24 protein-coding genes and 1 riboswitch are annotated in these 24,907 nt (G+C 62.7%); of the genes, 11 read left to right on the top strand and 13 right to left on the bottom strand.

Going from position 1 to position 24,907, the window contains the following annotated elements; all coding sequences use genetic code 11:
- Positions 1-170: 170 nt before the first annotated feature.
- The 3 genes from gcvT to M1D89_RS02985 all read right to left on the bottom strand — a co-directional run bounded on the left by gcvT (position 171) and on the right by M1D89_RS02985 (position 6,033).
- On the bottom strand, positions 171-1,307 hold the full coding sequence (gene gcvT / locus M1D89_RS02995) for a glycine cleavage system aminomethyltransferase GcvT (RefSeq protein WP_498647894.1): 1,137 nt from the start codon (positions 1,305-1,307) through the stop codon (positions 171-173).
- An 11-nt stretch (positions 1,308-1,318) separates the two neighbouring features.
- Positions 1,319-4,210: an aminomethyl-transferring glycine dehydrogenase gene (gcvP, locus tag M1D89_RS02990; RefSeq protein ID WP_498647892.1), complete on the bottom strand. Its 2,892-nt coding sequence runs from the start codon at positions 4,208-4,210 to the stop codon at positions 1,319-1,321.
- Positions 4,211-4,345: 135 nt separating this feature from the next.
- A riboswitch (glycine riboswitch) is annotated at positions 4,346-4,444 on the bottom strand.
- Positions 4,445-4,518: 74 nt separating this feature from the next.
- A complete protein-coding gene (locus M1D89_RS02985) occupies positions 4,519-6,033 on the bottom strand; it encodes a PucR family transcriptional regulator (protein ID WP_498647890.1) in 1,515 nt (504 codons plus the stop codon).
- Between the two features lie 186 nt (positions 6,034-6,219).
- On the opposite strand from M1D89_RS02985, the gene speB reads away from it, so the two are divergent.
- From speB to M1D89_RS02955, 6 genes are all read left to right on the top strand, one after another.
- Positions 6,220-7,224: an agmatinase gene (gene speB / locus M1D89_RS02980; RefSeq protein ID WP_192811967.1), complete on the top strand. Its 1,005-nt coding sequence runs from the start codon at positions 6,220-6,222 to the stop codon at positions 7,222-7,224.
- On the top strand, positions 7,221-8,675 hold the full coding sequence (locus tag M1D89_RS02975; RefSeq protein WP_498647889.1) for a purine-cytosine permease family protein: 1,455 nt from the start codon (positions 7,221-7,223) through the stop codon (positions 8,673-8,675). The genes speB and M1D89_RS02975 overlap by 4 nt, the downstream gene beginning before the upstream one ends.
- Positions 8,676-8,687: 12 nt before the next feature.
- A complete protein-coding gene (locus M1D89_RS02970; protein WP_498647888.1) occupies positions 8,688-10,205 on the top strand; it encodes an aminobutyraldehyde dehydrogenase in 1,518 nt (505 codons plus the stop codon).
- A complete protein-coding gene (locus M1D89_RS02965) occupies positions 10,202-11,527 on the top strand; it encodes a D-arabinono-1,4-lactone oxidase (protein WP_498647885.1) in 1,326 nt (441 codons plus the stop codon). The genes M1D89_RS02970 and M1D89_RS02965 overlap by 4 nt, the downstream gene beginning before the upstream one ends.
- 208 nt (positions 11,528-11,735) lie before the next feature.
- Entirely contained in the window at positions 11,736-12,200 is a 465-nt protein-coding gene (mscL, locus tag M1D89_RS02960; protein ID WP_498647884.1) for a large conductance mechanosensitive channel protein MscL, read from the top strand.
- A gap of 155 nt (positions 12,201-12,355) precedes the next feature.
- The gene (locus tag M1D89_RS02955) at positions 12,356-13,249 is read left to right on the top strand and encodes an amino acid-binding protein (RefSeq protein ID WP_498647882.1); all 894 of its coding nucleotides are present in this window, start codon (positions 12,356-12,358) and stop codon (positions 13,247-13,249) included.
- Positions 13,250-13,326: 77 nt separating this feature from the next.
- Here the strand turns inward: M1D89_RS02955 and M1D89_RS02950 are convergent, their stop codons facing one another.
- The 4 genes from M1D89_RS02950 to M1D89_RS02935 all read right to left on the bottom strand — a co-directional run bounded on the left by M1D89_RS02950 (position 13,327) and on the right by M1D89_RS02935 (position 16,798).
- Positions 13,327-13,674 (bottom strand): hypothetical protein, encoded by a 348-nt coding sequence (locus tag M1D89_RS02950; protein ID WP_498647881.1) that lies wholly within the window; start codon positions 13,672-13,674, stop codon positions 13,327-13,329.
- A gap of 126 nt (positions 13,675-13,800) precedes the next feature.
- Complete coding sequence (locus tag M1D89_RS02945) at positions 13,801-15,174, bottom strand: NAD(P)(+) transhydrogenase (Re/Si-specific) subunit beta (protein ID WP_498647879.1); 1,374 nt, start codon at positions 15,172-15,174, stop codon at positions 13,801-13,803.
- A complete protein-coding gene (locus M1D89_RS02940; protein ID WP_498647877.1) occupies positions 15,174-15,572 on the bottom strand; it encodes an NAD(P) transhydrogenase subunit alpha part 2 in 399 nt (132 codons plus the stop codon). Before M1D89_RS02940 ends, M1D89_RS02945 begins: the two co-directional genes overlap by 1 nt.
- Positions 15,572-16,798: a Re/Si-specific NAD(P)(+) transhydrogenase subunit alpha gene (locus M1D89_RS02935; RefSeq protein WP_498647875.1), complete on the bottom strand. Its 1,227-nt coding sequence runs from the start codon at positions 16,796-16,798 to the stop codon at positions 15,572-15,574. The genes M1D89_RS02940 and M1D89_RS02935 overlap by 1 nt, the downstream gene beginning before the upstream one ends.
- A gap of 185 nt (positions 16,799-16,983) precedes the next feature.
- Here M1D89_RS02935 and M1D89_RS02930 point away from each other — a divergent pair, with 185 nt between their 5' ends.
- Together M1D89_RS02930 and M1D89_RS02925 are read left to right on the top strand one after the other, a co-directional pair.
- Positions 16,984-17,595, top strand: a complete 612-nt coding sequence (locus M1D89_RS02930; protein ID WP_498647873.1) for an NADPH-dependent FMN reductase — start codon at positions 16,984-16,986, stop codon at positions 17,593-17,595.
- A 121-nt stretch (positions 17,596-17,716) separates the two neighbouring features.
- The gene (locus M1D89_RS02925) at positions 17,717-18,100 is read left to right on the top strand and encodes a hypothetical protein (protein WP_309074244.1); all 384 of its coding nucleotides are present in this window, start codon (positions 17,717-17,719) and stop codon (positions 18,098-18,100) included.
- Between the two features lie 18 nt (positions 18,101-18,118).
- Here the strand turns inward: M1D89_RS02925 and M1D89_RS02920 are convergent, their stop codons facing one another.
- Together M1D89_RS02920 and M1D89_RS02915 are read right to left on the bottom strand one after the other, a co-directional pair.
- On the bottom strand, positions 18,119-18,811 hold the full coding sequence (locus M1D89_RS02920; RefSeq protein WP_498647870.1) for an HAD family hydrolase: 693 nt from the start codon (positions 18,809-18,811) through the stop codon (positions 18,119-18,121).
- A 1-nt stretch (position 18,812) separates the two neighbouring features.
- Positions 18,813-19,145 carry a hypothetical protein gene (locus tag M1D89_RS02915; RefSeq protein ID WP_498647868.1) on the bottom strand — a complete coding sequence of 111 codons (333 nt, stop codon included), beginning with the start codon at positions 19,143-19,145 and terminating at the stop codon, positions 18,813-18,815.
- An 82-nt stretch (positions 19,146-19,227) separates the two neighbouring features.
- On the opposite strand from M1D89_RS02915, the gene M1D89_RS02910 reads away from it, so the two are divergent.
- Together M1D89_RS02910 and M1D89_RS02905 are read left to right on the top strand one after the other, a co-directional pair.
- Positions 19,228-19,869 carry an NADPH-dependent F420 reductase gene (locus M1D89_RS02910; RefSeq protein ID WP_498647866.1) on the top strand — a complete coding sequence of 214 codons (642 nt, stop codon included), beginning with the start codon at positions 19,228-19,230 and terminating at the stop codon, positions 19,867-19,869.
- A 239-nt stretch (positions 19,870-20,108) separates the two neighbouring features.
- On the top strand, positions 20,109-20,891 hold the full coding sequence (locus tag M1D89_RS02905) for a VOC family protein (protein WP_498647862.1): 783 nt from the start codon (positions 20,109-20,111) through the stop codon (positions 20,889-20,891).
- A gap of 61 nt (positions 20,892-20,952) precedes the next feature.
- Here the strand turns inward: M1D89_RS02905 and M1D89_RS02900 are convergent, their stop codons facing one another.
- Together M1D89_RS02900 and M1D89_RS02895 are read right to left on the bottom strand one after the other, a co-directional pair.
- Positions 20,953-21,837, bottom strand: a complete 885-nt coding sequence (locus M1D89_RS02900) for a PaaX family transcriptional regulator (protein ID WP_498647860.1) — start codon at positions 21,835-21,837, stop codon at positions 20,953-20,955.
- 155 nt (positions 21,838-21,992) lie between these two features.
- Complete coding sequence (locus tag M1D89_RS02895; RefSeq protein WP_498647858.1) at positions 21,993-22,373, bottom strand: hypothetical protein; 381 nt, start codon at positions 22,371-22,373, stop codon at positions 21,993-21,995.
- A 135-nt stretch (positions 22,374-22,508) separates the two neighbouring features.
- Here M1D89_RS02895 and M1D89_RS02890 point away from each other — a divergent pair, with 135 nt between their 5' ends.
- Positions 22,509-23,042: a hypothetical protein gene (locus M1D89_RS02890; protein WP_498647856.1), complete on the top strand. Its 534-nt coding sequence runs from the start codon at positions 22,509-22,511 to the stop codon at positions 23,040-23,042.
- 78 nt (positions 23,043-23,120) lie between these two features.
- On the opposite strand, the gene M1D89_RS02885 is transcribed toward M1D89_RS02890, so the two are convergent.
- Positions 23,121-23,528, bottom strand: a complete 408-nt coding sequence (locus M1D89_RS02885; RefSeq protein ID WP_498647854.1) for an acyl-CoA thioesterase — start codon at positions 23,526-23,528, stop codon at positions 23,121-23,123.
- A 7-nt stretch (positions 23,529-23,535) separates the two neighbouring features.
- Positions 23,536-24,906 (bottom strand): MFS transporter, encoded by a 1,371-nt coding sequence (locus M1D89_RS02880; RefSeq protein ID WP_498647852.1) that lies wholly within the window; start codon positions 24,904-24,906, stop codon positions 23,536-23,538.
- Between the last annotated feature and the right edge of the window lies 1 nt (position 24,907).

Genomic DNA, 24,907 nt, shown 5'->3' with positions numbered 1-24,907 from the left:
AGCGCCGCAGCCCTGTGGGAGTGACATCCGGCAACACGCCCCTGCGGGAGTGACATCCGGAAGCGGGCGTCCAAGGAAGCATCGCGTCCGCCCAGCGGGCGCTTCTGCGACCGAGCCCGCGGAGGATGTCACTCCCGCCGGGCTTCGTAACACCCAGTCACTCCCGCCGGCTACCTAGCGCGCTTGTAGAACGGCAGCGTCACAACTTCGAACGGTTCGGCTTTGCCGCGGAGGTCGACGTCCACGATGGTGCCCGGCTCTGAATGCTCGACGTCGACATACGCCAAGGCGATCGGGTAGCCGAGCGTCGGGCTTGGCTGGCCGGAGGTGACTTCACCGATGAGCGAACCGTCTTTGAGCACCGAGTAATGGGCGCGGGCGGCGCGGCGTCCGGCGCCCTTGAGGCCCACGAGCTTCTGTCCAAGAGCGGAGCCGACGCCGGCAGCCTTGATAGCAGTGAGCGCGTCGCGGCCAATGAAGTCGCTTTCCTTGGCAAGGGAAACTACCGGACCAAGCCCTGCCGCGTAGGCATTGACGTGGCGCGAAAGCTCGTTGCCGTACAGAGGCATCCCGGCTTCAAGGCGCAGGGAGTCGCGGGCTGCTAGGCCGGCAGGGATGAGTCCGTGGCCTTCGCCCGCTTCGAGCAGCGCTTCCCAGAGGCCAGCAGCGTCGACGTTCGGGATGTAAATCTCGAAGCCGTCCTCGCCCGTGTACCCGGTGCGGGCCAGTAACAGGTCCTGCCCGTTGACGGCGACCTCCGCCGCCGCGTAGTACTTCAACTCGGTAACCCGCGCGTGCTGTTCGGCCGGGACAAGGGTCAGCAGGATGGCTTCGGCGTTCGGGCCCTGCACTGCGATGAGGGAGGTTTCAGCCGAGGCGTCCTCCACCACGACGTCGAAACCGGATGCGCGCTCCACCAGCGCAGCGGCAACTACCGTCGCGTTGCCCGCATTAGGGACCACCAGGTACTTGTCCACGCCTTCTTCGGGAGAGGGGCGACGGTAAGAAATGAGGTCGTCGATGATGCCGCCGTCGGCGTTGCAAATCAGCGAGTACTTGGCCTTGCCCACGGCTACCGCGGACATCTTGCCCACCAGCGCGTAGTCCAGGAAGGCGGCAGCCTCGGGACCAGTGACCCACACTTCGCCCATGTGGGAGAGGTCGAACAGGCCGGCGGTCTTGCGGACGGCGTGGTGCTCGGCGAGCTCGGACTCGTACTTGAGGGGCATCTGCCAGCCGCCGAAGTCGGTGAAGGAAGCGCCGGCCTTTTTGTGTTGCTCATAGAGGGCTGTGTAGTTCTCAGACATATCGGGAGTCCTTATTTTTCGAAGTCAGCAGTGTTCTCAAATGCTTCGAGAGGCGGGCAGGAGCACACAAGATTCCGGTCACCTGCGGCGCCGTCGATCCTGCCGACCGGCGGGAAGTACTTGTCCTGCTTGAGGTGGTGGACGGGGAACGCTGCCTGCTCACGCGGGTACTCGCGGTCCCAGTCGGAACTCACGACGGCGGCAGCCGTGTGCGGTGCGTTGCGCAGCGGCGACTTCTCAACAGTGAAATCACCGCTTGCCACCTGCTCGATCTCGGCGCGGATGGTGATCATGGCTTCGATGAAGCGGTCGATCTCGGCCAGGTCCTCGGACTCGGTGGGCTCCACCATCAAGGTGCCGGCAACCGGGAACGCGAGGGTGGGGGCGTGGAAGCCGAAGTCGATCAGGCGTTTGGCTACGTCTTCGGCCGTCACACCGGTGCGAGCGGTCAATTCGCGGAGGTCCAGGATGCATTCGTGGGCCACGAGTCCGCCCTCGCCCGTGTAGAGGATGGGGAAGTGCTCATCCAGGCGAGAAGCAACGTAGTTGGCTGCCAGCAACGCCGACTTGGTAGCTTCCGTCAGCCCCTGACCGCCCATGAGCTTCACATATGCCCACGAAATCGGGAGCACACCGGCAGAGCCATAACGCGAGGCAGAGATTGCCACACCGGTAGAGGCAGCGTCCTCAGGAGTAGCAGCACTGTTAGCGTCGCCGGGCATAAACGGAGCCAAGTGAGCTTTCGCAGCAACAGGGCCAACACCCGGTCCACCGCCGCCGTGCGGGATGCAGAACGTCTTGTGCAGGTTCAGGTGGGAAACATCGCCGCCAAACTTGCCCGGCTGGGCCAGGCCAACCAACGCGTTCAGGTTCGCACCGTCCACGTACACCTGGCCGCCGGCGGCGTGGATCGCGTCGCAGACCTCGCGGACGTCGGCGTCGTACACACCGTGAGTAGACGGGTAGGTGATCATGATGCAGGACAGGACGTCCTTGTTGGCTTCGATCTTGGCGGCCAGGTCTGCGTGATCGATCGTGCCGTCACCGGCCGTGGCCACAACCACAACCTTCATGCCCGCCAGCACAGCAGAGGCTGCGTTGGTGCCGTGGGCAGATGCCGGAATCAAACAGACGGTGCGCTGCTCATCTCCGCGGGACAGGTGGTAGCCGCGGATCGCCAGCAGCCCGGCGAGCTCACCCTGGGAGCCGGCATTCGGCTGGATGGAGACCTGGTCGTAGCCAGTGATCTCAGTGAGGTCAGCTTCCAGGTCCTCGATCAGTTCGCGCCAACCTGCTGTCTGATGGTCCGGAGCGAACGGGTGGATGGAGGCGAACTCCGGCCAGGAGATTGCTTCCATCTCAGCCGTCGCGTTGAGTTTCATGGTGCAGGAACCCAACGGGATCATGGTGCGGTCCAGGGCAAGGTCCCGGTCGGACAGCTTGCGGATATAGCGCAACAGCTGTGTCTCGGAACGGTGCGTGTTGAACACCGGGTGCTGCAGGAAATCGGAGGTACGGACCACGTTGGCGGGAAGCTCGAACCCAGCGGTGTCCCCTACCGGACCGGCACCAAAGGCGACGGCCACCGCGGAGAGGACCTCCGGCGTCGTGGTTTCATCAACGGAGACGCCAACGGTGTCCGCATCGATCAGACGCAAGTTGATGCCGCGCGCTTCGGCGGCGGCAATGACTTTGTCGGCCTTGCCGGGCACCCGGACGGTGAGGGTGTCGAAGAAGACCTCGGACACGAGTTCGCGGCCGGCCTTCTGTAGGGTCGCAGCCAAAACACGGGCCTGGCCGTGGACGGTTTCAGCAATCGCCTTCAGGCCTTCCGGACCGTGGTAAACCGCGTACATCGAGGCCACGATCGCGAGCAGAGCCTGCGCGGTGCAGATGTTGGACGTAGCCTTTTCGCGGCGGATGTGCTGCTCGCGGGTCTGGAGGGCCAGACGGTAAGCAGGGACGCCGGCGTTGTCCTTGGAAACACCAACAATGCGGCCAGGAAGTGTGCGCTCCATTCCTTCACGCACGGCCATGTAGGCAGCGTGCGGGCCACCGAAGAACAGCGGGACGCCGAAGCGCTGCGCGGTTCCGACGGCGATGTCCGCACCTTGTTCGCCCGGGGGCGTGATGAGCGTGAGCGCCAGCAGGTCAGCTGCAACGGTGACCAGCGCACCGCGTTCCTTGGCCGACGCTATGACACCGGAGTGGTCGAATACGCGGCCGGAAACGCCGGGCTGCTGCAGGACGACGCCGTTGATGTCGCCGTCAGGAAGGCCCGCCGAAAGGTCGGCAATCTCAACCTCGAAGCCCAGCGCCTCGGCGCGGCCCTTCACGATCGCGATGGTCTGCGGAAGGAGGTCGGCGTCGAGGACAGTCTTGCCATCCTTGGCAGTCTTGTTCTTGTTGGCACGGCGCATCAGCAGCACGGCTTCGGCCACGGCGGTGGCTTCATCCAGCAGCGAGGCGTTGGCTACGGGAAGTCCCGTGAGGTCCTGCACCATGGTCTGGAAGTTGAGCAGTGCCTCAAGGCGGCCCTGTGAAATTTCCGGCTGGTACGGCGTGTAGGCCGTGTACCAAGCGGGAGCTTCCAGTATGTTGCGGCGGATCACCGGCGGCGTCACGGTGTCGTAGTAGCCCTGCCCGATCATCTGGACAGCGGTCTTATTCTTGGACGCGAGCTTGCGGAGCTCGGTAAGGACCTGCACCTCGGTGAGGGCGTCCTGCAGCTTGAGCGCAGTTTCCTGGCGGATGGAATCGGGGACGGCGACGTCTACCAAGCCGTCGACAGAGTCGTAGCCGATGGCCTTGAGCATGGTGTCAACGTCGGCTTGGCGGCGGGCGCCGATGTGCCGGTCCGCGAAGGCGGTGGGGGTTGATTGAACAGTCAAGAGGAACTCCATGATTCAGGCGCCCAGTGAGCGCCACGATGATGTGGGTTCCTCCCCGCTCTGTATTGGACCTGAGAGATTCCGCAGGAATGTTGCCTGCTTGCACCGTCGGTGAGCCCGGTTACCCGGACTGCTTTCCAGAGTTGCCTAACCGCGGCGGTACATGGGCCTGAGAGATTCCTGGGGAGGATTTGCTCCTACGGCGCCTGACTGGATGTACCGGCAGGACTCTCCCGCCGCAGATCAATAGCGTTGCATCACCTGGGTGACACGCTTCACACCATAGCTGGTTGTTGTGAAAATGCGCAAGCAAGGTATGACTACTGATGCATCGCTTCATGGATCTGCAGCGCAAACCACAATTGGGCAATCGTGGACGTTTCACCCATGTCCAGCCCCGTCAGTTCGCCGATTTTCCGCATTCGATAGATGATGGTCTGCCGGTGGGCGAAGAGTGCCGTAGCAGTCTTTTGCCAAGAGCGTTGCGAGTCCAAATACGTCTTCAAGGTGACCAGGAGATCGCCTTCCTGGCCCTGCTCGTAATCGAAAATTGGGCCCAAAAGACGCCGCACCAGCGCCGTTCCTTCCTCGAAACTGGTGAGTCCAAGCCACGATGGCCCCTCCGCATAACGGGTCAGTCCCAGGTTGGCGGCTCGGGCCGAACCGAGCGCCCAGAGGGACTCCTGCAGTGCGCGCTGGATGGTGGCGACGGCCGCAGGCGCACTGATTCCAATGGCGGCATCCGCCCCGGCGCAGTGCACCAGGACGTCGCCAGAAACGTCGGCCGCGACCACCACGTGGAGCCTGTTGTTCCGCTTCAACGTGGCCGACGCAACCCCGTGCCGCCACAGTTCGATATGAACATTAGCCAGCCTGTCGCCGTCGTCCGCTGTTTTATGGCCGGCAGCCTTGGCCATGGAGGCGATCAGGAAATCCTGTGGCGGAACCTCGAAACCGGCCAGCCGGCTCTCCATCTCGGCCGCGCCCAAACGCCCATCCATGGCCTGCAGCAGGAACTCGCCCGCCAGTCGGTGGCGCCCTTCCAGCGACAAAACGATGCGCGAAAGCTGCAGCCCCAGCACGGTTGCGGCGTGAAGAAGCACGACGGCGTCCGGGTGCGGTTCGCTGTTGGGCAGCACCACTAGGAGCGCGTTGGCATGGGTGGGAATATCCATGGTGAGCACGTGCCTGCCACGGATACGGTGCCACTGGAAGTTCTTCCCGGCGAGTGATGCCTGGCCGGATAGCGGAGCCCACTCCTCGGCGAGGAACACCGGGAGTGATTGTCCATCGGGATGCCACGGATGGAGGCAGCGCCGGTCCACCACGAACAGGTCCGCATCGAGCTCGGTGGTGAGCCTTTGCACGAGGCTCTGCCAATGGTCCTCGGAAGCTCCCGCAGTGCGGAGGAGGTCGTAAACACGGGCCGTTTGCCGTAAACGGCGGGACTCTTCGAGCAGCGAGGATTCGGCCACCGAACGGGCGATCGCGATGAACGGCAGCGGGTACGGGATGTTGATCAGGGGCAGCGGAAGGCGGTTGCAGGCCTCCAGGAATTCCTTCGTGAGCGGCGGCGCGTGCATCTTCTCACCGATCGCCAACGCGCTGGCGCCGCTGTCCATCAAAGCTTCGGCGAGCGCTACCTGGCCTTCGGCGTCGGCAGGAATGGAGAGGCCGTTGGTCATCATGAGCTCTCCGCCGGTTACCCACTCCCACAGCCTGGGCAGGTCCGAGGTATGGGCCCAGGTGATGCGGTTGTCCAAGCCACCGGGTCCGGCCATCAGGGTGAGTCCAAGCTGCGGCTCGGCGATGAGTTCAGCCACGGTGATCGCCATTTTCCGCCCCGATTCCTTCTGTTTGTTCGGCTTTTGCCGCCGGATTGAGTGGCACTTAGACATTCGTCTAAATGGCTCGGCCATTTGTAGTCAATGTACCGCTATCGGGGGTGATCCACGTCACCAAGAATGGAATTACTTACTTCCCGCTCAACGGCGAGCACCCCTCAACCCAAGGATCCGTCAATGACAACCCACAAGCCCATCGGTCCTGTCGACGCAACCAAAGTCCCCAGGTATGCAGGCCTCGGCACCTTCGCCCGCCTTCCCCAAATCGACCGCGTCCCGGATTACGACATCGCGATCGTCGGCGTACCGTTCGACGGCGGAACCTCCTTCCGGCCGGGCGCCCGCTTTGGTCCTGCCGCAGTCCGCGAGGCCTCACGGCTCCTGCGCCCCGGCTACCACCCGGAGCTCGACGTGGAACCGGTGTACGAAGCCCAGGTTGTGGACGCCGGCGACATCGCCTGCACCCCCTATGACATCACCCGGGCAGTCCGTGAGATCGAAGAGCAGGCATTGCCCCTGATCAGCGCGGACAAGCGCCTCATTTCCATCGGCGGCGACCACACCATCGCCCTTCCCATGCTGCGGGCCCTGAACAAGGTCCATGGCCCTGTGGCCCTGTTGCACTTCGATGCTCACCTGGACACCTGGGACACCTATTTCGACCAGCCGATCACGCACGGAACCATCTTCCGGCGCGCGTTCGAGGAAGGCCTCCTGGTGGAGGACAAGTCCATGCACGTGGGTATCCGCGGACCGGTCTATGACCGCAACGACTTCCTCCGTGACCACGAGTTCGGGTTCCAGATCATCCGTTGCTCGGACTTGGACGTGATCGGTGTTCCGGCAGCTATCCAGCGCGTGAAGGACAGGCTCGGCGATACCCCCGTCTACGTCTCCATCGACATCGACGTCCTGGACCCCGCGTTCGCACCCGGCACCGGAACCCCCGAAATGGGCGGGCTCCACTCCCGCGAGCTCCTGGCCTTGCTCCGCGGACTGGACGGCATCAACATCGTGGGCGCCGACGTCGTGGAAGTCGCCCCGGCCTACGACCATGCGGACATCACCACGGTGGCCGCGGCCACCTTGGTGTTCGACCTTCTCGGCCTCATGGTGAACCGCAGCAAAGCGGACAACACGGCTGTTCGTGAACTCGCTTCGGCATCCCGGAGCGCGTCATGAGTACCTCCACCGAGGCACCGAGGCCCACCACGGACGTACCCCGGCTCGAGGACAAAACCATCCAGCCCATCCCCTTGAATGAGCGGCACGGCAAGGCCCGGGACCTCTTCACCATCTGGTTCGGCTCCAACATCATGATCATGACCATCGTGACCGGCGGACTCGCCACCACGGTGTTCGGCCTCGGCTTCGTTCCGGCAATCGTGGGAATCATCATCGGCAACGTGGTGGGCGGCATCTTCATGGCGCTGCACTCAGCCCAAGGCCCGCAATTGGGTGTGGCCCAGATGATCCAGACCCGTGGCCAGTTTGGTTCCTTCGGAGCCCTGCTGATCGTGGTCATCGTAGTGATCATGTACGTCGGTTTCTTCGCAGCGAACCTGGTATTTGGCGGGGAAGCAATGGCTGCGGTGAGCCCGGGCATCAGCGTTGACGCGGGAATCATCATCATTGGCGTTGTCAGCGTTGTCGCCACGATCTTCGGTTACCGGCTCATCCACGCCTATGCACGCGTCCTCAGCGTCGCAGCCGGCCTGGCCTTGTTGCTGGCCTTCGGTTGGATCCTGATGGTCCACGGATTGCCCGGCAACTTCCTGGAGACGGGCAACTTCAACTGGGTCGGCTTCATGGGGACCATCTCAGTCTCCGCCCTGTGGCAACTGGCCTACGCGCCTTATGTCTCTGATTACTCCCGCTACATGCCGCAGGGAACCGGTTCCGCCCCGGCGTTCTGGGCTTCCTATTCGGGCTGCGTCTTGGGAACCCTCTTCCCCATGATCCTTGGCGCTTTGGTGGGCACGCTAGCCGTCTCCATGAGCACAGGGGACGTGGAAATCGTGGGCAGCCTGGGTGAGATGCTTCAGCCGTGGACCCTGATCATCGTTGGCATCTTCTGCCTGGGCGTGGCGGCGTCGAACGCCATGAACCTGTACTGCGGCGTCCTATGCACCCTCACCATCGGGCAAACCTTCAAGCCGAGCTGGTTGCCACGCGCCAAGACCCGTAGCATCGCCGCGATCATCCTCTTCGTTGTCGCAGTCTCCATCGCCCTCTTTGCCCGCGATAACTTCATCCTCTTCTACACCAACTTCCTCTCCTTCCTGATGTACGTCCTGGTTCCGTGGACGGCCATCAACCTGGTGGACTACTACCTTCTGCGGCACGGCGAGTACCGGGTTGAAGACTTCTTCAAGCGCGACGGCGGCGTGTACGGGCGGTTCAATTGGGTCGCCATCGGCTCCTATGTAGCAGGCGCCCTGATCCAGGTTCCCTTCTCGGCCACCGCCATCTACACGGGTCCGTTGGCCGCCGCGATGGGCGGTGTGGACATCTCCTGGATCGTCGGCCTCGTCGTCGTCGCTCCCCTCTATTACTTCGCGGCCCGGTTGTTCGGCAAGAAGACAGAAGCCGCCCCCTTTCCCGCAACTGCACTCACGCCAGACCTCATCTGAAAGCGAATCATCATGACTACCACCCAGACTGAACAGTTCACCGTCCGACGCGCATCCGCCGACGCCCAAGCCTCGTCGCTCCCGCTGCAACTGCCGCTGCCTCCGGCAGGGCACTTCATCAACGGATCCTTCGTCCAGGGCTCCTCAGGCCAGTCCATCGACGTCGTGGATCCCACCACGGAACAGGTCATCGCCTCCGTGCAGGCCGGCACGGCCGATGATGTGGACGTCGCTGTTGCTGCCGCCGTCGTGGCTCAAAAGACCTGGGGTGCCACCACTCCGAAGGAACGCGCTGATGTCCTGAACCTCATAGCGAACATCGTTGAGGAGAACCGCAAGGTCTTCGAAGTCCTGGAATCCGCCAACACCGGCAAGCCGCAGGCCGTGTCCGAGGACGACGTCTCCAGCACCATCGACACCTTCCGGTTCATGGCCGGCGCCTCACGGACTTTGACCTCCATGGCCGGCGGCGACTACGCCACGGACCACACGTCGGTGATCCTCCGCGAACCTGTGGGTGTGGTCGGCGTGATCACGCCGTGGAATTACCCGCTGCTGATGGCCGCATGGAAGATCGCACCCATCCTCGCAGCAGGCAACAGCATCGTCATCAAGCCCTCCGAGCAAACCCCGTTGTCTACGCTGAAGCTGGTGGAAGTGCTGGCCGGACGCATCCCTGACGGGATCCTCAACGTGGTCACCGGCCGTGGCCGGACCGTGGGACAGCGCCTGTCCGAGCATCCTGATATTGCCTTGGTCGCCCTGACCGGCAGCGTCGTCAGTGGCCAGGCAGTGGCCGAAACTGCCGCAAAATCCGTCAAGCGCGTCCACTTGGAACTCGGCGGCAAGGCTCCCGTTATTGTCTTCCCCGACGCCGACCTCCGCGCTGCCGCTGCGGGCGTGCGAAACGCCGGCTTCTGGAACGCCGGCCAGGACTGCGGTGCCGCCTGCCGCGTGCTGGTGCACGAGTCCGTGGCCGAAGAATTCACCGAACACCTGGTCAGGGAAGTCAGCACCCTCGTGATCGGCGCACCCGACGCCGGCGACGACGTCGAAATCGGTCCCATGATCTCCCTCCCGCACTACGAACGAGTCAAGGAGTCGCTCGCGGAAGCCCAGGAGGCAGGCCTCACCGTGGCTATCGGCGGCTCCGCGCTGGAAGGTCCCGGTTACTTCATCGAGCCCACGGTCATCAGCAAGGTGCCCGCGGGCGCTCACATCGCCACGCACGAGATCTTCGGCCCAGTGGTCACTGTGGAAACCTTCAGCACTACCGAAGAAGCTGTGACCCGCGCCAACGAGAGCCCGTACGGTTTGTCAGCCTCGGTGTGGACGCGCGATTCAAGCCTTTCCCTCCGGATTCCCAAGCAGTTGGACTTCGGCACCGTGTGGGTCAATGCACACCTTGTTCTCGCGTGCGAGGTACCGTGGGGCGGATTCAAAGGTTCCGGCTACGGCCGCGACCTCTCGCTCTACGCCCTGGACGATTACTCGCGCACCAAGCACGTCATGATCAACCACGGCGCGTGAGCGTTCAGACAAGCAACGGAGCTTCCACCATGACCACCAATGTTTCCCGCCCGGCCTCCTTGCCAGGTGCCGCTACCCCTTCGGCCCCTTTTGCCACGGACGCCACCTGGACCAACTGGGGCGGTAATCAAAGCGCGACGCCTGCCTTCACCGTTCGGCCCAGGAATGAACAAGAAGCGCTCGACGCCGTCCGTTTCGCCATCCGCGAAGGCTTGCCTGTGCGGGCAGTCGGCTCAGGACACTCGTCGTCGCCCTTGGTTCAAACCGGCGGGGTCCTGATGGACATGGCCGGCCTTTCGGCCATCACCGGAACTGACCAGTCGGGGCGCCGCGCGCGGGCCTTGGCCGGCACAACCATCAACGCTTTCGGGGATGCCTTGTGGGAGAAGGGGCTGGCTTTGGGGAACCAGGGGGACATCGACAAGCAGCAGATCGCCGGCGCCCTGGCCACCAGCACGCACGGCTCGGGCAAAAACCTGGGCAGCTTCTCCTCCAACCTTCGCTGGGTGAAGTTGATCAACGGCTATGGCGAGATTGTGGAAATCGGGGAGAGCCAGCTCCGCGAGCTGCGGGCAGCGCAGGTTGCGTTGGGCACGCTGGGGATCTTCCTGGAGGTGGAGCTGGCCGTGGAGGACAGCTACTACCTCCAAGAACAGATCACCTACCCCACGTGGGCGGAAACTGCTTCGACATGGCAGGGCGACATCGATGACAACCGGCATTACTCCTTCCTGTGGTGCCCGGAAGATGACTCTTGTGAGCTCTTGGACCTTCCAGGTTCGCCGGACCACAGCATGGGAGGCCGCAGCTACACCAAGCGATACAACGTTGCCTCCGTCCAGGACGAAAGCCAGATATCCAGTGTTGAAGGTGCGCGGCTGGACCGTTCCTACCGGATCTACCCGGGCGGCTTCACCACCCAGTTCCATGAACTCGAGTACTTCGTCCGCAGCGAGGACGGTTTGGTCGCCGTAGAGGCTATCCAGGACCTTATCCGCAGCAAGTATCCCGAACAGAAGTACCCCGTGGAGGTCCGCTGGGTAAAGTCCGACGACGCCTACATGTCCCAGTTCCAAGGCCGCGACAGCACCGTCATCACACTGACCACCGAGCCTGGAACCGACTACTGGCAGTTCTTCCGCGACGCCGATGCCGTCCTTCAGGAGTTCGAGCCGCGAGCCCACTGGGGGAAGATCCACTTCATGACCCGGAGCCGGCTGGAACGCCTCTATCCGGAGCTGGACACCTTCATCCAGGTCCGCAGGGAATTTGATCCCCGCGGAATGTTCCTCAACGACCACACCAGGTCGCTGCTCGCCTGACGGGGAAGGGGCCGGGATCCTCTCTCACATCCCTGCCCCTTCCCCCCAACCGTCTCTCACATCCCTAGCCCTTCCGGCCAACCGTCTCTCACATCCCGGCCCCTTTCCCCAACCTTCTCTCACATCCCTGTGACAACTCCCTGAAACTTCGGAGTGGTAGTTTGATCTCTGCTGGAGGCAGAAACTGCACCTATTCGGAGGAACATCCATGCTTAAGGGTTTCAAGGACTTCATACTTCGCGGCAACGTGATCGAGTTGGCCATTGCCGTGGTCATTGGCAGTGCGTTCACCGCCCTCGTTGCTGCCTTCACCACCAACATCATTAATCCCGTGATCGCCGCCGCCGGTGGCATGAACGCTGACGGACTCGGCTTCAAGATCTGGGAAAACAACCCCGCCACGTTCATCAACTTCGGCGCTGTACTGACCGCGCTCGTGACCTTCGTGATCACCGCCGCCGTGGTCTACTTCATCTTCGTAGCGCCGATGAACAAGATCAATTCCCTGGTCAAGAACCGCCTGTCCACCGAGGAACCCGAGGAAGAGCCGCTCCCCGCAGATACTGCCCTGCTTGCCGAAATCCGGGATCTTCTCAAGGACGCGGCGGCCCATCGCAACGCAAGCCAGGCTTCCGAACTGGACCCGGATTTCGACTCCGACCGCACGCGCTAAAGGCCGATCGCTCTCCGCGAGCGCTCCTTCCCACTTGCTTGACCGAACCCGGCGTCCTCACCTCGAGGGTGCCGGGTTCGTTCGTTCACAGGCCTGTCCCCAGAACGTGACGCGAAGGCAACGGGTCCGAAACAGGGGCGGGGCAGCATGAAATCATGAAGCCCAACCCGAGCACGCCCGTCACCGCTGAGCTCCTCTGTGACGTCTGCGGTCAGTTGCCCGAACCGCCCAAAGCCCGGCTTACCATCGCGAACATCGCAGTTATGCTTCCCATCGAATTACTGGTTCATGCGGCAGTGGTTGGAACCACCCTTCCCTACGTGGCCAAGGTCCTGCTGCTGGCCGTTACCGCCACTGTGTTGGTCATTTGGGTGGCTGAACCTTCGGCAGCCAAAGTCCTCCGGCGCTGGTTGCATGCGCCTGCCCTCCGACAACGGCACAAACTGCACCTCGCTCCTGCCCTGTGGCGTGCACGAACAGTGCTGATGGACCAGCCAGGGTCCCTGCAGAAAATTACCCATGCCCTCGCCAAGATGGACGCCAACATCCTCAGCCTCCACGTCCACCCGATGACCGGAACAGGCTCCGCTCAGACGGGCCTCAATGGGCGGGTGATGGATGAGTTCGTTCTCTCCACCCCGGGCGAGGTCACGGAACAGGAACTGCTGAAAGCACTGCACGACGGCGGCGGGCATGAGTCTTACGTCTGGCCCACCACTGCTTTGGCCATGGCCGATGGCCAAACCAAGGCCTTGAGTCTCGCCGCCCGTATTGCCGGGAACCCGACGGAACTTGCCATGGCTGTGGCCGAACTCCTGTCCGCAAAAGTGGTCCCGATCGATCCGGAGCGTCCCAGGCCTGAGGTGCCCACCGTCGTCGGGCCTTCAACTGACATCCTCAAAATCCCGACGGCGTGGCACGGGCCGCTGGTCTTTTCCCGACCCGGCGAACCATTTTCTCCCGCCGAATCGGCACGCGCGCACAGGTTGGCCGAGCTCGCAGAAATCCTGGCGTATAGGCCTGCAGTCTGCGCGGTCCCTCCCGGTTAGTGCATCGAACAGCAATAGTTCCGCGCGAAACGTCGGTGTCACCGCACCCTTGCACGCAACTTAGTGGTCAGGAGTGCTCACCCCTCGTCGATCTTATCGAGCAGCTTTCCCAAGGCATCACGAATATCGTCGTAGTCGTACTGGCCGGCCCTGCTCTCAGCGGAGATCACACCACAGCGGTGGATCTTCTTGAAGTCACCAATCGGGAATTTGTAGTGGCCCTTTTGGTCGTCCGGGTGATCGTCGTCCACGCCCAGGAACCACTTTGAGTACTCGGAGTGCCCGTGTTTGTCCAGGAACGCGCTCTCCTCCTTGGCGGTGGGGGCGTGCTCACTCCAGTCATCGCGGGTGTCCTTGACCACCTTGCCGTCGCGAATCAGATGCTTCGCGTGGTCAAAAGCCTTCTTGTTGAGTTTCACGGTCATGGCGCAACCTCGCTTGGGTCTGGCGGTTCGGCATGGGTAGGGCAACTCGTACGGTTCAGCATAGGACCACCCCGGACCGTCCGGAAGGTCCCGCAGCCAAGCGAGGATGCTTCCAAGACGTCGATCTTAGAGCGCCTTGACGGCACCCAGAACCTTAGTCAACGAGTCCTTGGCATCGCCAAATAGCAGGGTGGTTTGCGGTTCGTACAACAGTTCATTCTCAATCCCTGCAAACCCTGGACGCATGGAGCGTTTGAGGAACACCACCTGGCGGGCGTCGGCGACCTCCAAGATGGGCATTCCGTAGATCGGTGATCCCGAGGTGGTCTTTGCTGCAGGATTAACAACATCGTTGGCGCCCACCACCAAGGCCACATCGGTGGTCTTGAATTCTGAGTTGATGTCGCTCATTTCCTTCAGGGACTCGTACGGTACGTTGGCCTCCGCGAGCAGCACGTTCATATGGCCCGGCATGCGTCCGGCTACAGGATGAATGGCGAAGTCCACTTCAATACCGCGTGCTTCCAAGGCAAGTGCAAGCTCTGCGGCGGTGTGCTGCCCCTGCGCGACCGCGAGCCCATAGCCGGGGACGATGATCACCCGCTGCGCATAGCCGAGCAGTACTGCCACGTCTTCCGCACTGGAGGAACGCACGGGCCGCTCACTCACGGCAGTGGATCCAGCCGTGGACCCACCCTTGAAGGCCCCGAACATGATGCCTGCAACACTGCGTCCCATCGCAGCAGCCATGGCACGGGTAAGGATGGTGCCGGAAGCTCCCACCAGCGTGCCGGCAACCACAAGGAGGACATTGCCCAGGACCAATCCAGAGGCCGCGACGGCCAGGCCGGTGAAGGCATTCAGGAGCGAAATGACAATCGGCACATCAGCACCACCCACCGGGAGCACCAACAGGACTCCGGTAACCAGCCCCAAAAGTAGCAGGACCAGCGCCAACGCCAACGAGCCGTTCAGGATCACCACGACGCCGGCTCCCACGGCGGCCAGCAGCACCACGGCCATCAGGGCGGGCAGGCCAGGGAACGTCACCGGCCGGGTGGTCATGAGCCCCTGAAGTTTGGCGAAAGTGACACCGGAGCCAGCGAAGGACACCGCACCCACCAGCAACGTGAAGACGATCGCCAGTCGAACCCACGGGTCGTCCGCATGCGAGAGTTCCAGTAGTGCGACAAGCGCCGCGGCACCACCACCCACACCATTGAAGAGGGCGACGAGCTGCGGCATCTGAGTCATTTGCACGCGACGGGCCACAGGCGCAGCAACGCCCGAGCCCACAGCTATGGCCCCAAGAATCCACGGAATATTGTCCAGCTTCACCGAAACAAACACCGTCACCACAGCCAGCAGGGCGCCAAATGCTCCGATCAGGTTGCCGCGCCGTGCAGTCTTTGGCGAATTCAGTCCCTTCAGGGCGAGGATGAAGCAGGCCGCGGCGGCCAGGTACAGAAGTGCCGTCCAAGTGGGATTGAGAATCGTCATTACAGGCGCTCCCCTCGAACCGGTTCCCCGGCGCCGGAACCCTCAGGACCGTTGGGAGCAACCGACCTTCCCCGGCCTCCTGAGCTTCCTTGACCTCCCTGGCCAGCGTTCGACGGCGGCCGTTGCCGTCCGCGGAACATCTCCAGCATGCGGTCGGTCACCACGAACCCACCCACGAGGTTGGCCGTGGCCAGGACTACAGCCAGCAGGGCGACCGCCAACACCCATGGATCAGCAGCCTGTCCGGCCACGATGATGGCGCCCACCAGGATGATGCCGTGGATGGCGTTGGCCCCTGACATGAGCGGCGTGTGCAGGGTGCTGGAGACCTTGGAAACCACTTCAAAGCCCACGAACACCGCCAGGACCGTGATCGTTAGCAGGCTCATGCCGTCCATCAGCGCACTCCTTCACTGCCCGTGTGAGAACTGCCGGTATGGGAACTGCCTGCATGCCCGCCACCAAAGGGGGCGGTCTCCCCTGCGAGCGCCGTCAGAGCTTCCGCAGTTGGCGCGTGCCGGACCTCGCCGGCGTGGGTGAGGCACGTGCCGGAAACAACTTCATCCTCAAAGTCCGGAGCGACTACGCCGTCCTGGGTGATCAGGGCCAATAGGTTGGACACGTTCTTGGCGTACAAGCGCGAGGCGTCAGCGGGCATCGCCGAGGCCGGGTCCTTGATGCCCACCAGTGTCACCACACCCTGGCCGTCGCCAGTGGGGATGGAAATGTCTTGGCCGGGGATGCTGCCCTCCACGTTCCCGCCGGATTCCGCTGCCAGGTCCACCACCACGGATCCCGGGCGCATGCCTTGGACCATCTCGCGGGTTACCAGGAGCGGCGCACGTCTTCCAGGGACAGCGGCGGTGGTGATCAGGACATCGGTTTGGGCCACGTGTGGCGCCAAAAGGGCCCGCTGCAGGGCACCCCGGTCCGCGCTGAGTTCCCGCGCGTACCCGCCGGATGCCTCGGCGGTCTCCAGGTCCAGCTTGATGAACGTGCCTCCCATGGATGCCACCTCGTCAGCCGAGGCCGGGCGGATATCGTTGGCTGAAACCCGTGCACCGAGCCTCTTCGCCGTTCCGATAGCCTGCAAGCCAGCCACTCCAGCACCGAGGACCAGGACGCGCGCGGGTGGAATGGTCCCTGCTGCCGTCATGTACAGCGGGAAGAACCGTGGGAGCCGCATGGCCGCCTCGAGGACGCAGCGATAGCCAGCCACCAGGGCCTGGGAAGTGAGTGCATCCATGGACTGGGCACGCGATATACGCGGAACCAGTTCAAGTGCAAAGGACGTGATTCCTCCAGCGGCAAGTGCCCGCACAGTAGGAAGCTCCGAGGACGGTGACCCTAAACCGACGGTGACCGAACCGCGGCGGAGAGCTCCCGCCGTCGACGGTTCCATGGGACGCACGTGGCAGTAAACATCCAGCGATCCGAGATCCAATGACTGCACCACAGTGGCGCCCACGGTCCGGTAGTCGCCGTCGCTATGGCCGGACGCCAGCCCCGCGCCGGACTCGATCTCGACCTCAAGGCCCAAGGCCACCAGTTGCTTCACCGTTTCCGGCGTTGCGGCAACACGTCGCTCGCCGTCGAGCGTCTCACGCGCTATGCCTGCTTTCACCCGCCACCCCTTTTCCGGAACTATCCAGAACTCAGTTGGCATGAGTCTATGACCGCAACGGTCCCGACGGGAGTAGGGGCTGCGCTATGTGCATAAGTCAACTAGGGTCGGTGGAAGCTGGGGCAACCAGCCACCACACCGTCGACGAGCCGGTTCCGGCCGTGCCGTCGGAAAGGAAGGCCGCTATGGACACGTTCAAAATCGGTTATTTCGTCGGAAGCCTGGCAAGCAATTCCATCAATCGGGTCCTCTCCAAGGCCCTCATCAGCGTGGCGCCGCCGGAACTCGAGTTCCATGAAATCGCCATCAAGGACCTCCCTCTGTACAGCTCGGACTACGACGCTAACTTTCCTCCGGCAGGCCGGGAATTGAAGGATGCCATCGCCGCGTCGGACGGCATCCTTTTCGTCTCCCCCGAGTACAACCGCTCCATTCCGGGCGCGTTGAAGAACGCCATCGACTGGGGTTCACGCCCCTGGGGCAGCAACTCGTTCGCGCGCAAGCCCACCGGAATCATCGGCGCCTCACCGGGCGGTATCGGGACAGCGGTCATGCAGTCGTCCATGCGCAGCGTTTTGAGCTTCCTGGACGCGCCGCAGCTGAACGCGCCTGAGGCCTATATCCGCTTCGTCGCAGACGCGTACGACGACGACGGTTCAGTTAAGGACGAAGGAACCGCCGGGCTGTTGCGGCACTACATGGAGGAGTACAGTGCGTTCGTCCAGCGCGTCCTCGCTGCCAACGCGCCGGGCCACATCGGCGATCAGGAACCGGATTCCGCCAAGCTTACGCGCTAAGGCGCCCGCGGGTGCCGCTGCGGATCTACTGCCAGCGGCGCCCGCTAAAAAGCATCCACAGCCGGGGCTTAGTCAGTATGCTTACTATATGAGGAATCATGCTAGTAACCCAGGAGGAACGATGCTTCGCAGATTAGCCATGACCACCCTTGCTTTGACCCTTTTCGCCGGGTCCATGCTTTCCACTGCCGTTGCAGCCAACGCAGCAGTGGGTGTGCAGGGCAGCGTAGCTGCCACCACCACCCCCTCGCCGGAACCCAGCAACCCCTCCGGGCCATCCACGGCGACGCCCACCGCGGAGCCGACCACGGACGTCTCGAATCCCGCGGGCACCGGGCCCGCCAACCCTGGCACCAGCGAGACCGAACAGCAGGAGCAGACCCGCACCGACGTCGTTCCGTGGATTCTGGCGGGCGTTGCGGCAGTCATCATCATTGCGTTGATCATTTGGACCCTGCGGAACCGGCGCGGGCGGGACAAAGGAATCAGCGACGAGCCGCGCTAGAGGCGCCAGCGACCGCCACTAGGCGTCGCGCGAACCAGCCATCAACTTGCCGATCATGCTGGTCTCCAGCTGCTCCAACAGGTGCCGCGGATTGTCATAGACTTCCGCGGCACCGGCGTCCCGCAGCTCGGCTTCACTGATTCCACCGCAGGTCAGTGCGATGACAGGAATGCCAATGGCACCGCCGGCCTTCACGTCCCATACTGCGTCCCCAACAAACGCCACGTCTTCCGGGCTAAGCCCGAGCTTCTCCAGGCACGCCTCAAGGATGTCCGGAGCGGGCTTGCTCTCCTTGGCGTCATTGGAACTGGTCCACGCATCAATGGAAGATGCGGCGTCCAGGAGGTGCCTGCTCACTTCCAGGTCGCGCTCCTGCGCCGAGGACGCCAAGCCCACCGCCAATCCGGCGTCGGAGCACGCTGCAAGAAGGTCCCGAACCGAATCGAAGGTACGCAGCGTCGGCCAAAAGGTTGAGAAGACCGCACCGTGCGCGGATTTCAGATCTTCCTGCATATCCTCAGGGCAGTCCGGAACCAGGCTCTGGATGAGCCGGTCGCCACCCATGCCTACTCGACGATGGATGGCGGACATTTCGATATCCAACCCTTCGCGTCGGAACGCCTGCCACCAGGCCATCGCGTGGAAGTAGCTCGAATCGATCAGCGTTCCATCCACATCGAAGAGAACACCGCGCTTCTTTTGAGTCGTCATTTCAGCTGCCACAGCTAACCACCTTCGCCTGGGCTTGCGCTCCGTGTGCGCCCTGCGCACCCTGCGCTGCCAGCGCTGAATCAATCACAGGTTCCTCCAACATCAGCACGGCATATCGCTCTGCCGTTGAGGTGCGAAGGAGACCGGTCCCCGCCACTTCCCTGATGGCGGCAACTCCCTCAACAGCCTCATCCACTGAGGCGAACCGCTTGGAAAGGCCCATCAACACGTCTTGGCCGTCCACCATCAAAATCCGGAATTCCCCATCAGGCGTTTCAACCAGCTCCAAATGCCCGGCCATCCCTACCTCCTCGTCTTCGATGCAAACCAGCATAGTAAGACTACTTAGTATAGGCCTCTCGGAAATATTACGTAACGCGGGAATGAGGCGTCTGCAACTTGGTGTTGGCAAGGTCATGACAACAATCGGAATCATCGGTGCAGGACACATTGGCAGCCAGGTCGCCCGCAAAGCGGTAGAACTTGGCTATGACGTCGTCATCAGCAACTCACGGGGTCCCGAGACCCTCGGCGAGCTGGTGGCGGAGCTGGGGCCGCGCGCCCGGGCTGCGACGGCAGCCGAAGCAGCAGCGGCGGGTGATTTCGCCGTCGTGACCGTTCCCCTCAAGAACTACCAAGACATCCCGACTGAGCCGCTCGAGGGCAAGATCGTCATCGACACCAACAACTACTACTGGGAGCGCGACGGCCGCATTCCCGAGCTGGATAACGGAGAAGCCACCACCTCCGGCCTGCTCCAGAAGCACCTCCCAACCTCCAAGGTGGCCAAGGGTTTCAACCACATCTTTGCCAAAGACATCACCACCGACGGCGCCCCCGCAGGCAGCGCCAACCGTCGCGCCCTGGCCACCTCGAGTGACTTCCCGGAAGCAGCCGAGCTTGTCTCCAAGATCTACGACGAGTTCGGCTTCGACACCGTCAACATCGGCCCGCTGGAGGACAGCTGGCGCGTTGAGCGCGACCGCCCGGCCTACGTCATCCGGCAGAACGCGGACGAACTCCGCGAGAACCTCGCGAAGGCAACGCGCACGGTCTAACTGGAAACGCACGACGGCGGGAAGGCGGCTTTCGCTTTCCCGCCATCTTTTCGGGGCTGGCTGTTTTGGAGTTGGCACTTTTGGGGTCAGCGGTTTAGAGGGGCTCAAAATCCGAGGTCGAAATCGTGTCACGAACCGGGACTACGGCGCACTTTATAGTGGCTGTCTCTCCGGACGCCCGGCGCATCGGGCGTCCGGAGGGTCAGCCGCCCCCTAAGCGCCCTACCCCGAGGAGTCCCATGTCCACCAAAATCTCGAGCTGGCCGGCAGCAACGCCCATGTGGGTGGACCTGGGCGTGGACAACGTCGCAGCGGCGAAATCCTTTTACGCGGATCTTTTCGGCTGGGAATTCGTATCCGGTGGCCAGGACGCCGGGGAGTACCTCCTGGCGCACCTTGGCGGGCGCGCCGTCGCGGGCTTGGGGCCGAAGCAGGCACCGGGCATACCCACCGTCTGGACCACGTTCCTGGCGTCGGACGATGTGGACGTCACTGCCAAAAAAATCAGCGCGGCCGGGGGAGAAATGATCGCGCCTCCGTTCGATGTCATGGAATCCGGCCGCATGGCGATGGCCATGGACACCGTTGGTGCGGCCTTCGGCATCTGGCAAGCCGGCACCCATATCGGGGCGGAACGCGTCAATGAACACGGCGCACTGTGCTGGAACGAGCTCCACACCCGGGACTTCACCGCCGCCAGGTCGTTCTACTCTGAGGTCTTCGATATCAGCTACCAGGACGCCACCGAGGACGGCCTTCCCTACTCCACTTTTCGCAGGCCGCTCGACGGCCGGGAAGTGGGAGGAATCCAGCATGACGCCGACATCCCCGAGGCTACCCCCAATCACTGGTTGACCTGGTTCGCCAGCGACTACGTCCAAGGCACTGCGGAACGGGCAGTGGAGCTCGGTTCCACCCTTCTCATGCCCGTAACGGAGAGCCCCCTGGGACGCATGGCCATCATTCAGGCGCCGCAGGGTGAAGTGTTCGGCATCATCGACGCACCCCGCATCGACGAGTAACCGAACAGCCCAAGTCCCAGGCAGCCGGGGTCAAGGCCTCAGGGCTCAGAAAGGGGCAGGTTCAGGCGGCGGCCGGGTTCAAGGCCTCCGCAATGACCTCATGTGCGTGGGCCGCTGCCAGGGGCGCCGCCAAGCGGTGTACGGCCAGGAAGGTCTTGCGCACCGCTGGTCCGTGCCACTCGGGCGGAAGGTAGTCGGTGGGCAGGTTCGGGTCCCGGTACGGGAACTTACGCCACATGGTGAGCATGGGAATGTAATAGCGGAATGCGTCGCGGCGCAGCTCTTCGGTGGAGGTAGCCAGCGCAGCTTCCGGATCATCTCCTACCCGCTCGGTCCATTGCTGCTCCGCGCCTTTGTACACCTCGAGGAACTCGGTGAACTGCTGATCGAGTTCCTTGAGGTCCCACCACTCAGATATTTTGGGGCGCATGGGACCGTCGAACACGTAGTCGCTCCGGAAAAGATCAACGAACTCGATCAGCCCGCTCGCAGTAAGGCGTTCCCGGGCTTGCTCCAGCTTATGTGCGGGCGCGATCCACACACCGTTGGCAACGGAACCAAAACCAAGCCCCAGCAGAGCAGACCGCAGTTGGTGCCTACGGTTTCGCATGGATTCGGGCACTGAGAAGACGGCCAGCACCCAGGTATCCACCGGCGCAGGCTGCTCTGGCGCGAAGATTCGCCGGTCACCCTCACGGAACACGTCGCTGACGGACTCGGAGATCTTGTACTTGGCGATTCCTCCCTCACGGACACTCTTCAGTACGCCCTTGGCCTTAAGCCTGGAGACGGACGACCTCACACCGGGAGCGTCGTACCCTAGGGAGCCCAGCATGGAGATCAGCGCAGAAACCGGCAACGCGTCGCCGGCGTTCCGGCCGTAAAGACCGAAAATCGTGACGAGCAGTTGCTGATGGCGCACCGGGGGTACCGGGACGGCGAACATCTAAGGGTCCTCATTTCCGCGCCGTAGTTCCGGCGCCAGTCCAGTTCATCATAGGTGCGGCGTGGTCCCCGCCGAGTTGGCAGGTAACCCCCATGCTCGGGACGAACATCGGGGTTAACTGGAGCGTCGCGGCCGCGTGCGTCCCGGGTTCGGGATCAACCCAATGAAAGAAGCAGGAAGAGGGCCGCCAGAACCAACGCCACCGGGGTCATCACGAAACGCTCGGGCTTGCTGCGGGAGATCGCATTCATGGCAACGCCCAGAATGAAGTAGGCGGTAAGTACCCACATGAAAATATCGGTGAAGGTTTCGCTGACCAGCACCGGCACCAATCCGGCCTTTGCCAACGCCGTGTAGCCGAACAGGGCGTACAGCACGATAGAGACCACACTGCCCACCCGTAGCTTTTGCGGCAGGACGTCATGCTGCCCACCCCAAGCGAACCGCCCTAGGGGCGCGCCAACCACCAACGCCAGCTGGAAAACGGTCAAACAACCAAGAATTATGCATGCGAGAATCGCGTAGAGCTGTTCCACGGGCTAAGCGTAACCGCAAGGTGTCGCTCTACCGACTGGCCGCATCTTAGTAAGCATGCTTAGTATAGAAGCACGCTGTTTCGAGGCTGACACGGCCTAATAGGTACTTTCCGGATCGACGATAGGAAGCACATCATGGCAGGAAATCTCGTAGCCCGTTCCATTCACGACCTCACAGCCGCAGCATGGTTCGGCGGTTCACTGATGGGGGCCATCGGACTCAACGGTGCCGCAGCGGAAGCCAAGGACCCCACCGAGCGAACCCGCCTCTCAAGCAAAGGCTGGGGTAAGTGGGCTCCGGTTCAGACGGCAGCTTTCGCCGGACACCTGGCCGCTGACCTGGCCATCGCTTGGGAAAACAAAGGCCGGATCGCCAAGCAGGACAGCGTCGCCGCAAACACCATCTACAAGACAGTGGTGACCTTGGCTGGTGCAGCTGTCACCTTGTACGCAGGTGTAGTGGGCAAGAAGGTGGATGAGCTCTCCGACGAAGGCGCCGAGGGTGCCACGGAGCCGCGGCCCGACGCATCGGACGAGTTGAAAGCCGCTCAGACTCAGCTGAAAGCACTCCAGTGGGCCATTCCTGCGTTCGCTGCCTGGGTGATCATTCTGGGTGCCAAGCACGGTGAGATGCAGCGACCCAAGAACATCTTGAAAGGCCTGCGCTAGCCAAAAACCACTCGCCGAGACGGCAGTTAACACCAATCCCAAGGTTCAACATGGGTGTTAACTGCCATCTCGCCGGGGCTATTCGGCTGCCTGCACAGCCGTGATGGCCCGGATCAGATGTTCCGGCCAAGGCTGCGCAGCGGTGCTGCCGTGAGGGACGTGCACCGTGGTGACCGTCCCGTACGCGGCGACCTCACCGGCGTCGGACGTTACATCAAAAGCCATGGTCAGCGAAGTCCGGCCGAGCGCCTGAATCTTCACCGTGGCGGTGATGCGCTGGCCGAACCACAGCTTGGCCTTGTAATTGATCACTTGCTGCACCCGCGGAGCACTGGGGAAGTAGTCCGGCAACTCCAGCGAGCGGAAAAGCTCAGCTTCCGCAGCCTCAACCCAGCGCAGGATTGCCGAGTTGTGCTGGTGTCCGGAGGCATCGGTGTCCACCCATTCCACCGTTCGCTCGACGCATGCCTCCGGAAACCTATCCATGATTCTCCTAGCGCGCGCTGACGGTGGCGTCGTCAGGATCAACGTCGACGGCGGCAACCGGCACCTCAGGCTGCGGCTTTGGAATCATTGCCACAGCGCTTGCTGCCAGTACGGCAATACCTGCGAAGATGGCGAAGTTGGCCTCGAAGGGAAGCTTCGAGCCTGCGATCCAGCCACCGATCAACGGTCCGGAAATGGCACCCAGTCGAGCGAAGCTCAGGGCCCAGCCCGTTGCCGTGCCACGAACCTTCGCCGGATAGTAGTCGGCGATGTAGCCGGTCAGGACCAGCGAGGTGGAGATGGAACCCACGCCCGCGAAGGCCACGAACAGCAGGTTGACCACCATGGTGTTAGGGAAGACCAGGAGCATGATGCCCAGACCGCCCAGGATGTAGAACACTACCAGGATGAGCTTCTTCCCGTACTTGTCCGCGGCGCGACCCAGGAGCAGGCCACCAATCGCGGAAGCAAGGCTGAAGACCAGGAGGAACGTCAAGGACGAGCCGAGGTCGTAGCCGGCCTTCTTCATGATGCTCGGCAGCCACGTGTTCAGGCCGTAGACCAGCACCAAACCGCAGAACAGTGAGATCCAGAAGAACACCGTAGAACGGAGGTACTTCCGGGAGAACATGGTGGTGATGGTCTTCCACCAAGGATCGGCCTGACCGCCTTGGGCACCAGGAGCTGCAGGAGCCACTGGGACCACGGGGCGGTAGTCCGCGATGTTCAATTTCGCTGCCAACGCCTTCGCTTCGGACTTCCGGCCCTTTGACTCCAGGAATTCCAAGGACTCGGGAAGGAACTTCCAGATGATCGGAATCAGCACCACAGGTGCAGCACCAATGGCGATGACCGCACGCCAGCCGCCCATGGGCAGGACGAACAGGGCGGCAAGAGCGGCGGCGACGATGCCCAACGAGTAACCGGAATACATGAGGCCGTAGTTGTAAGAGCGCTTGTTCGGTGCCGAGTATTCAATGGTCAGGGCCGCTGCCACCGGGATGACACCGCCCATTCCCAGGCCGCCGATGAGCCTGAACAGGCCGAAGAGCTCCGGCGTCGGGGCCCACGCGGCGCCGGCTTGGGTGAGCGTGAAGATCGCCATGGAAGCCAGGAGCATCTTCTTCCGGCCTACAAGGTCGCTAAGAGTACCGATGAACAGGGCTCCGATAAGCATGCCGATCAGGGCATATGAGCCGAGACCACCGAGTGCCAGCGGGCTAAGGTTCCATTCCTTGTACTCGGCAAGGGCAGGAAGGATGGCCCCGAGTACGCCCACGTCATAGCCTTCGGCGAGGATCGCGAGCCAGCAGCAGAACAACACCAGTCCGGTGGTCTTCTTGGGCACATTCCAGGTGTTGAGGGGTGCGGTTGCCATG

The sequence above is a fragment of the Arthrobacter sp. D3-18 genome (assembly GCF_054408525.1).
Note: the sequence above shows the minus strand (reverse complement) of the source record. Positions and strands in the feature narration are given on the sequence as shown.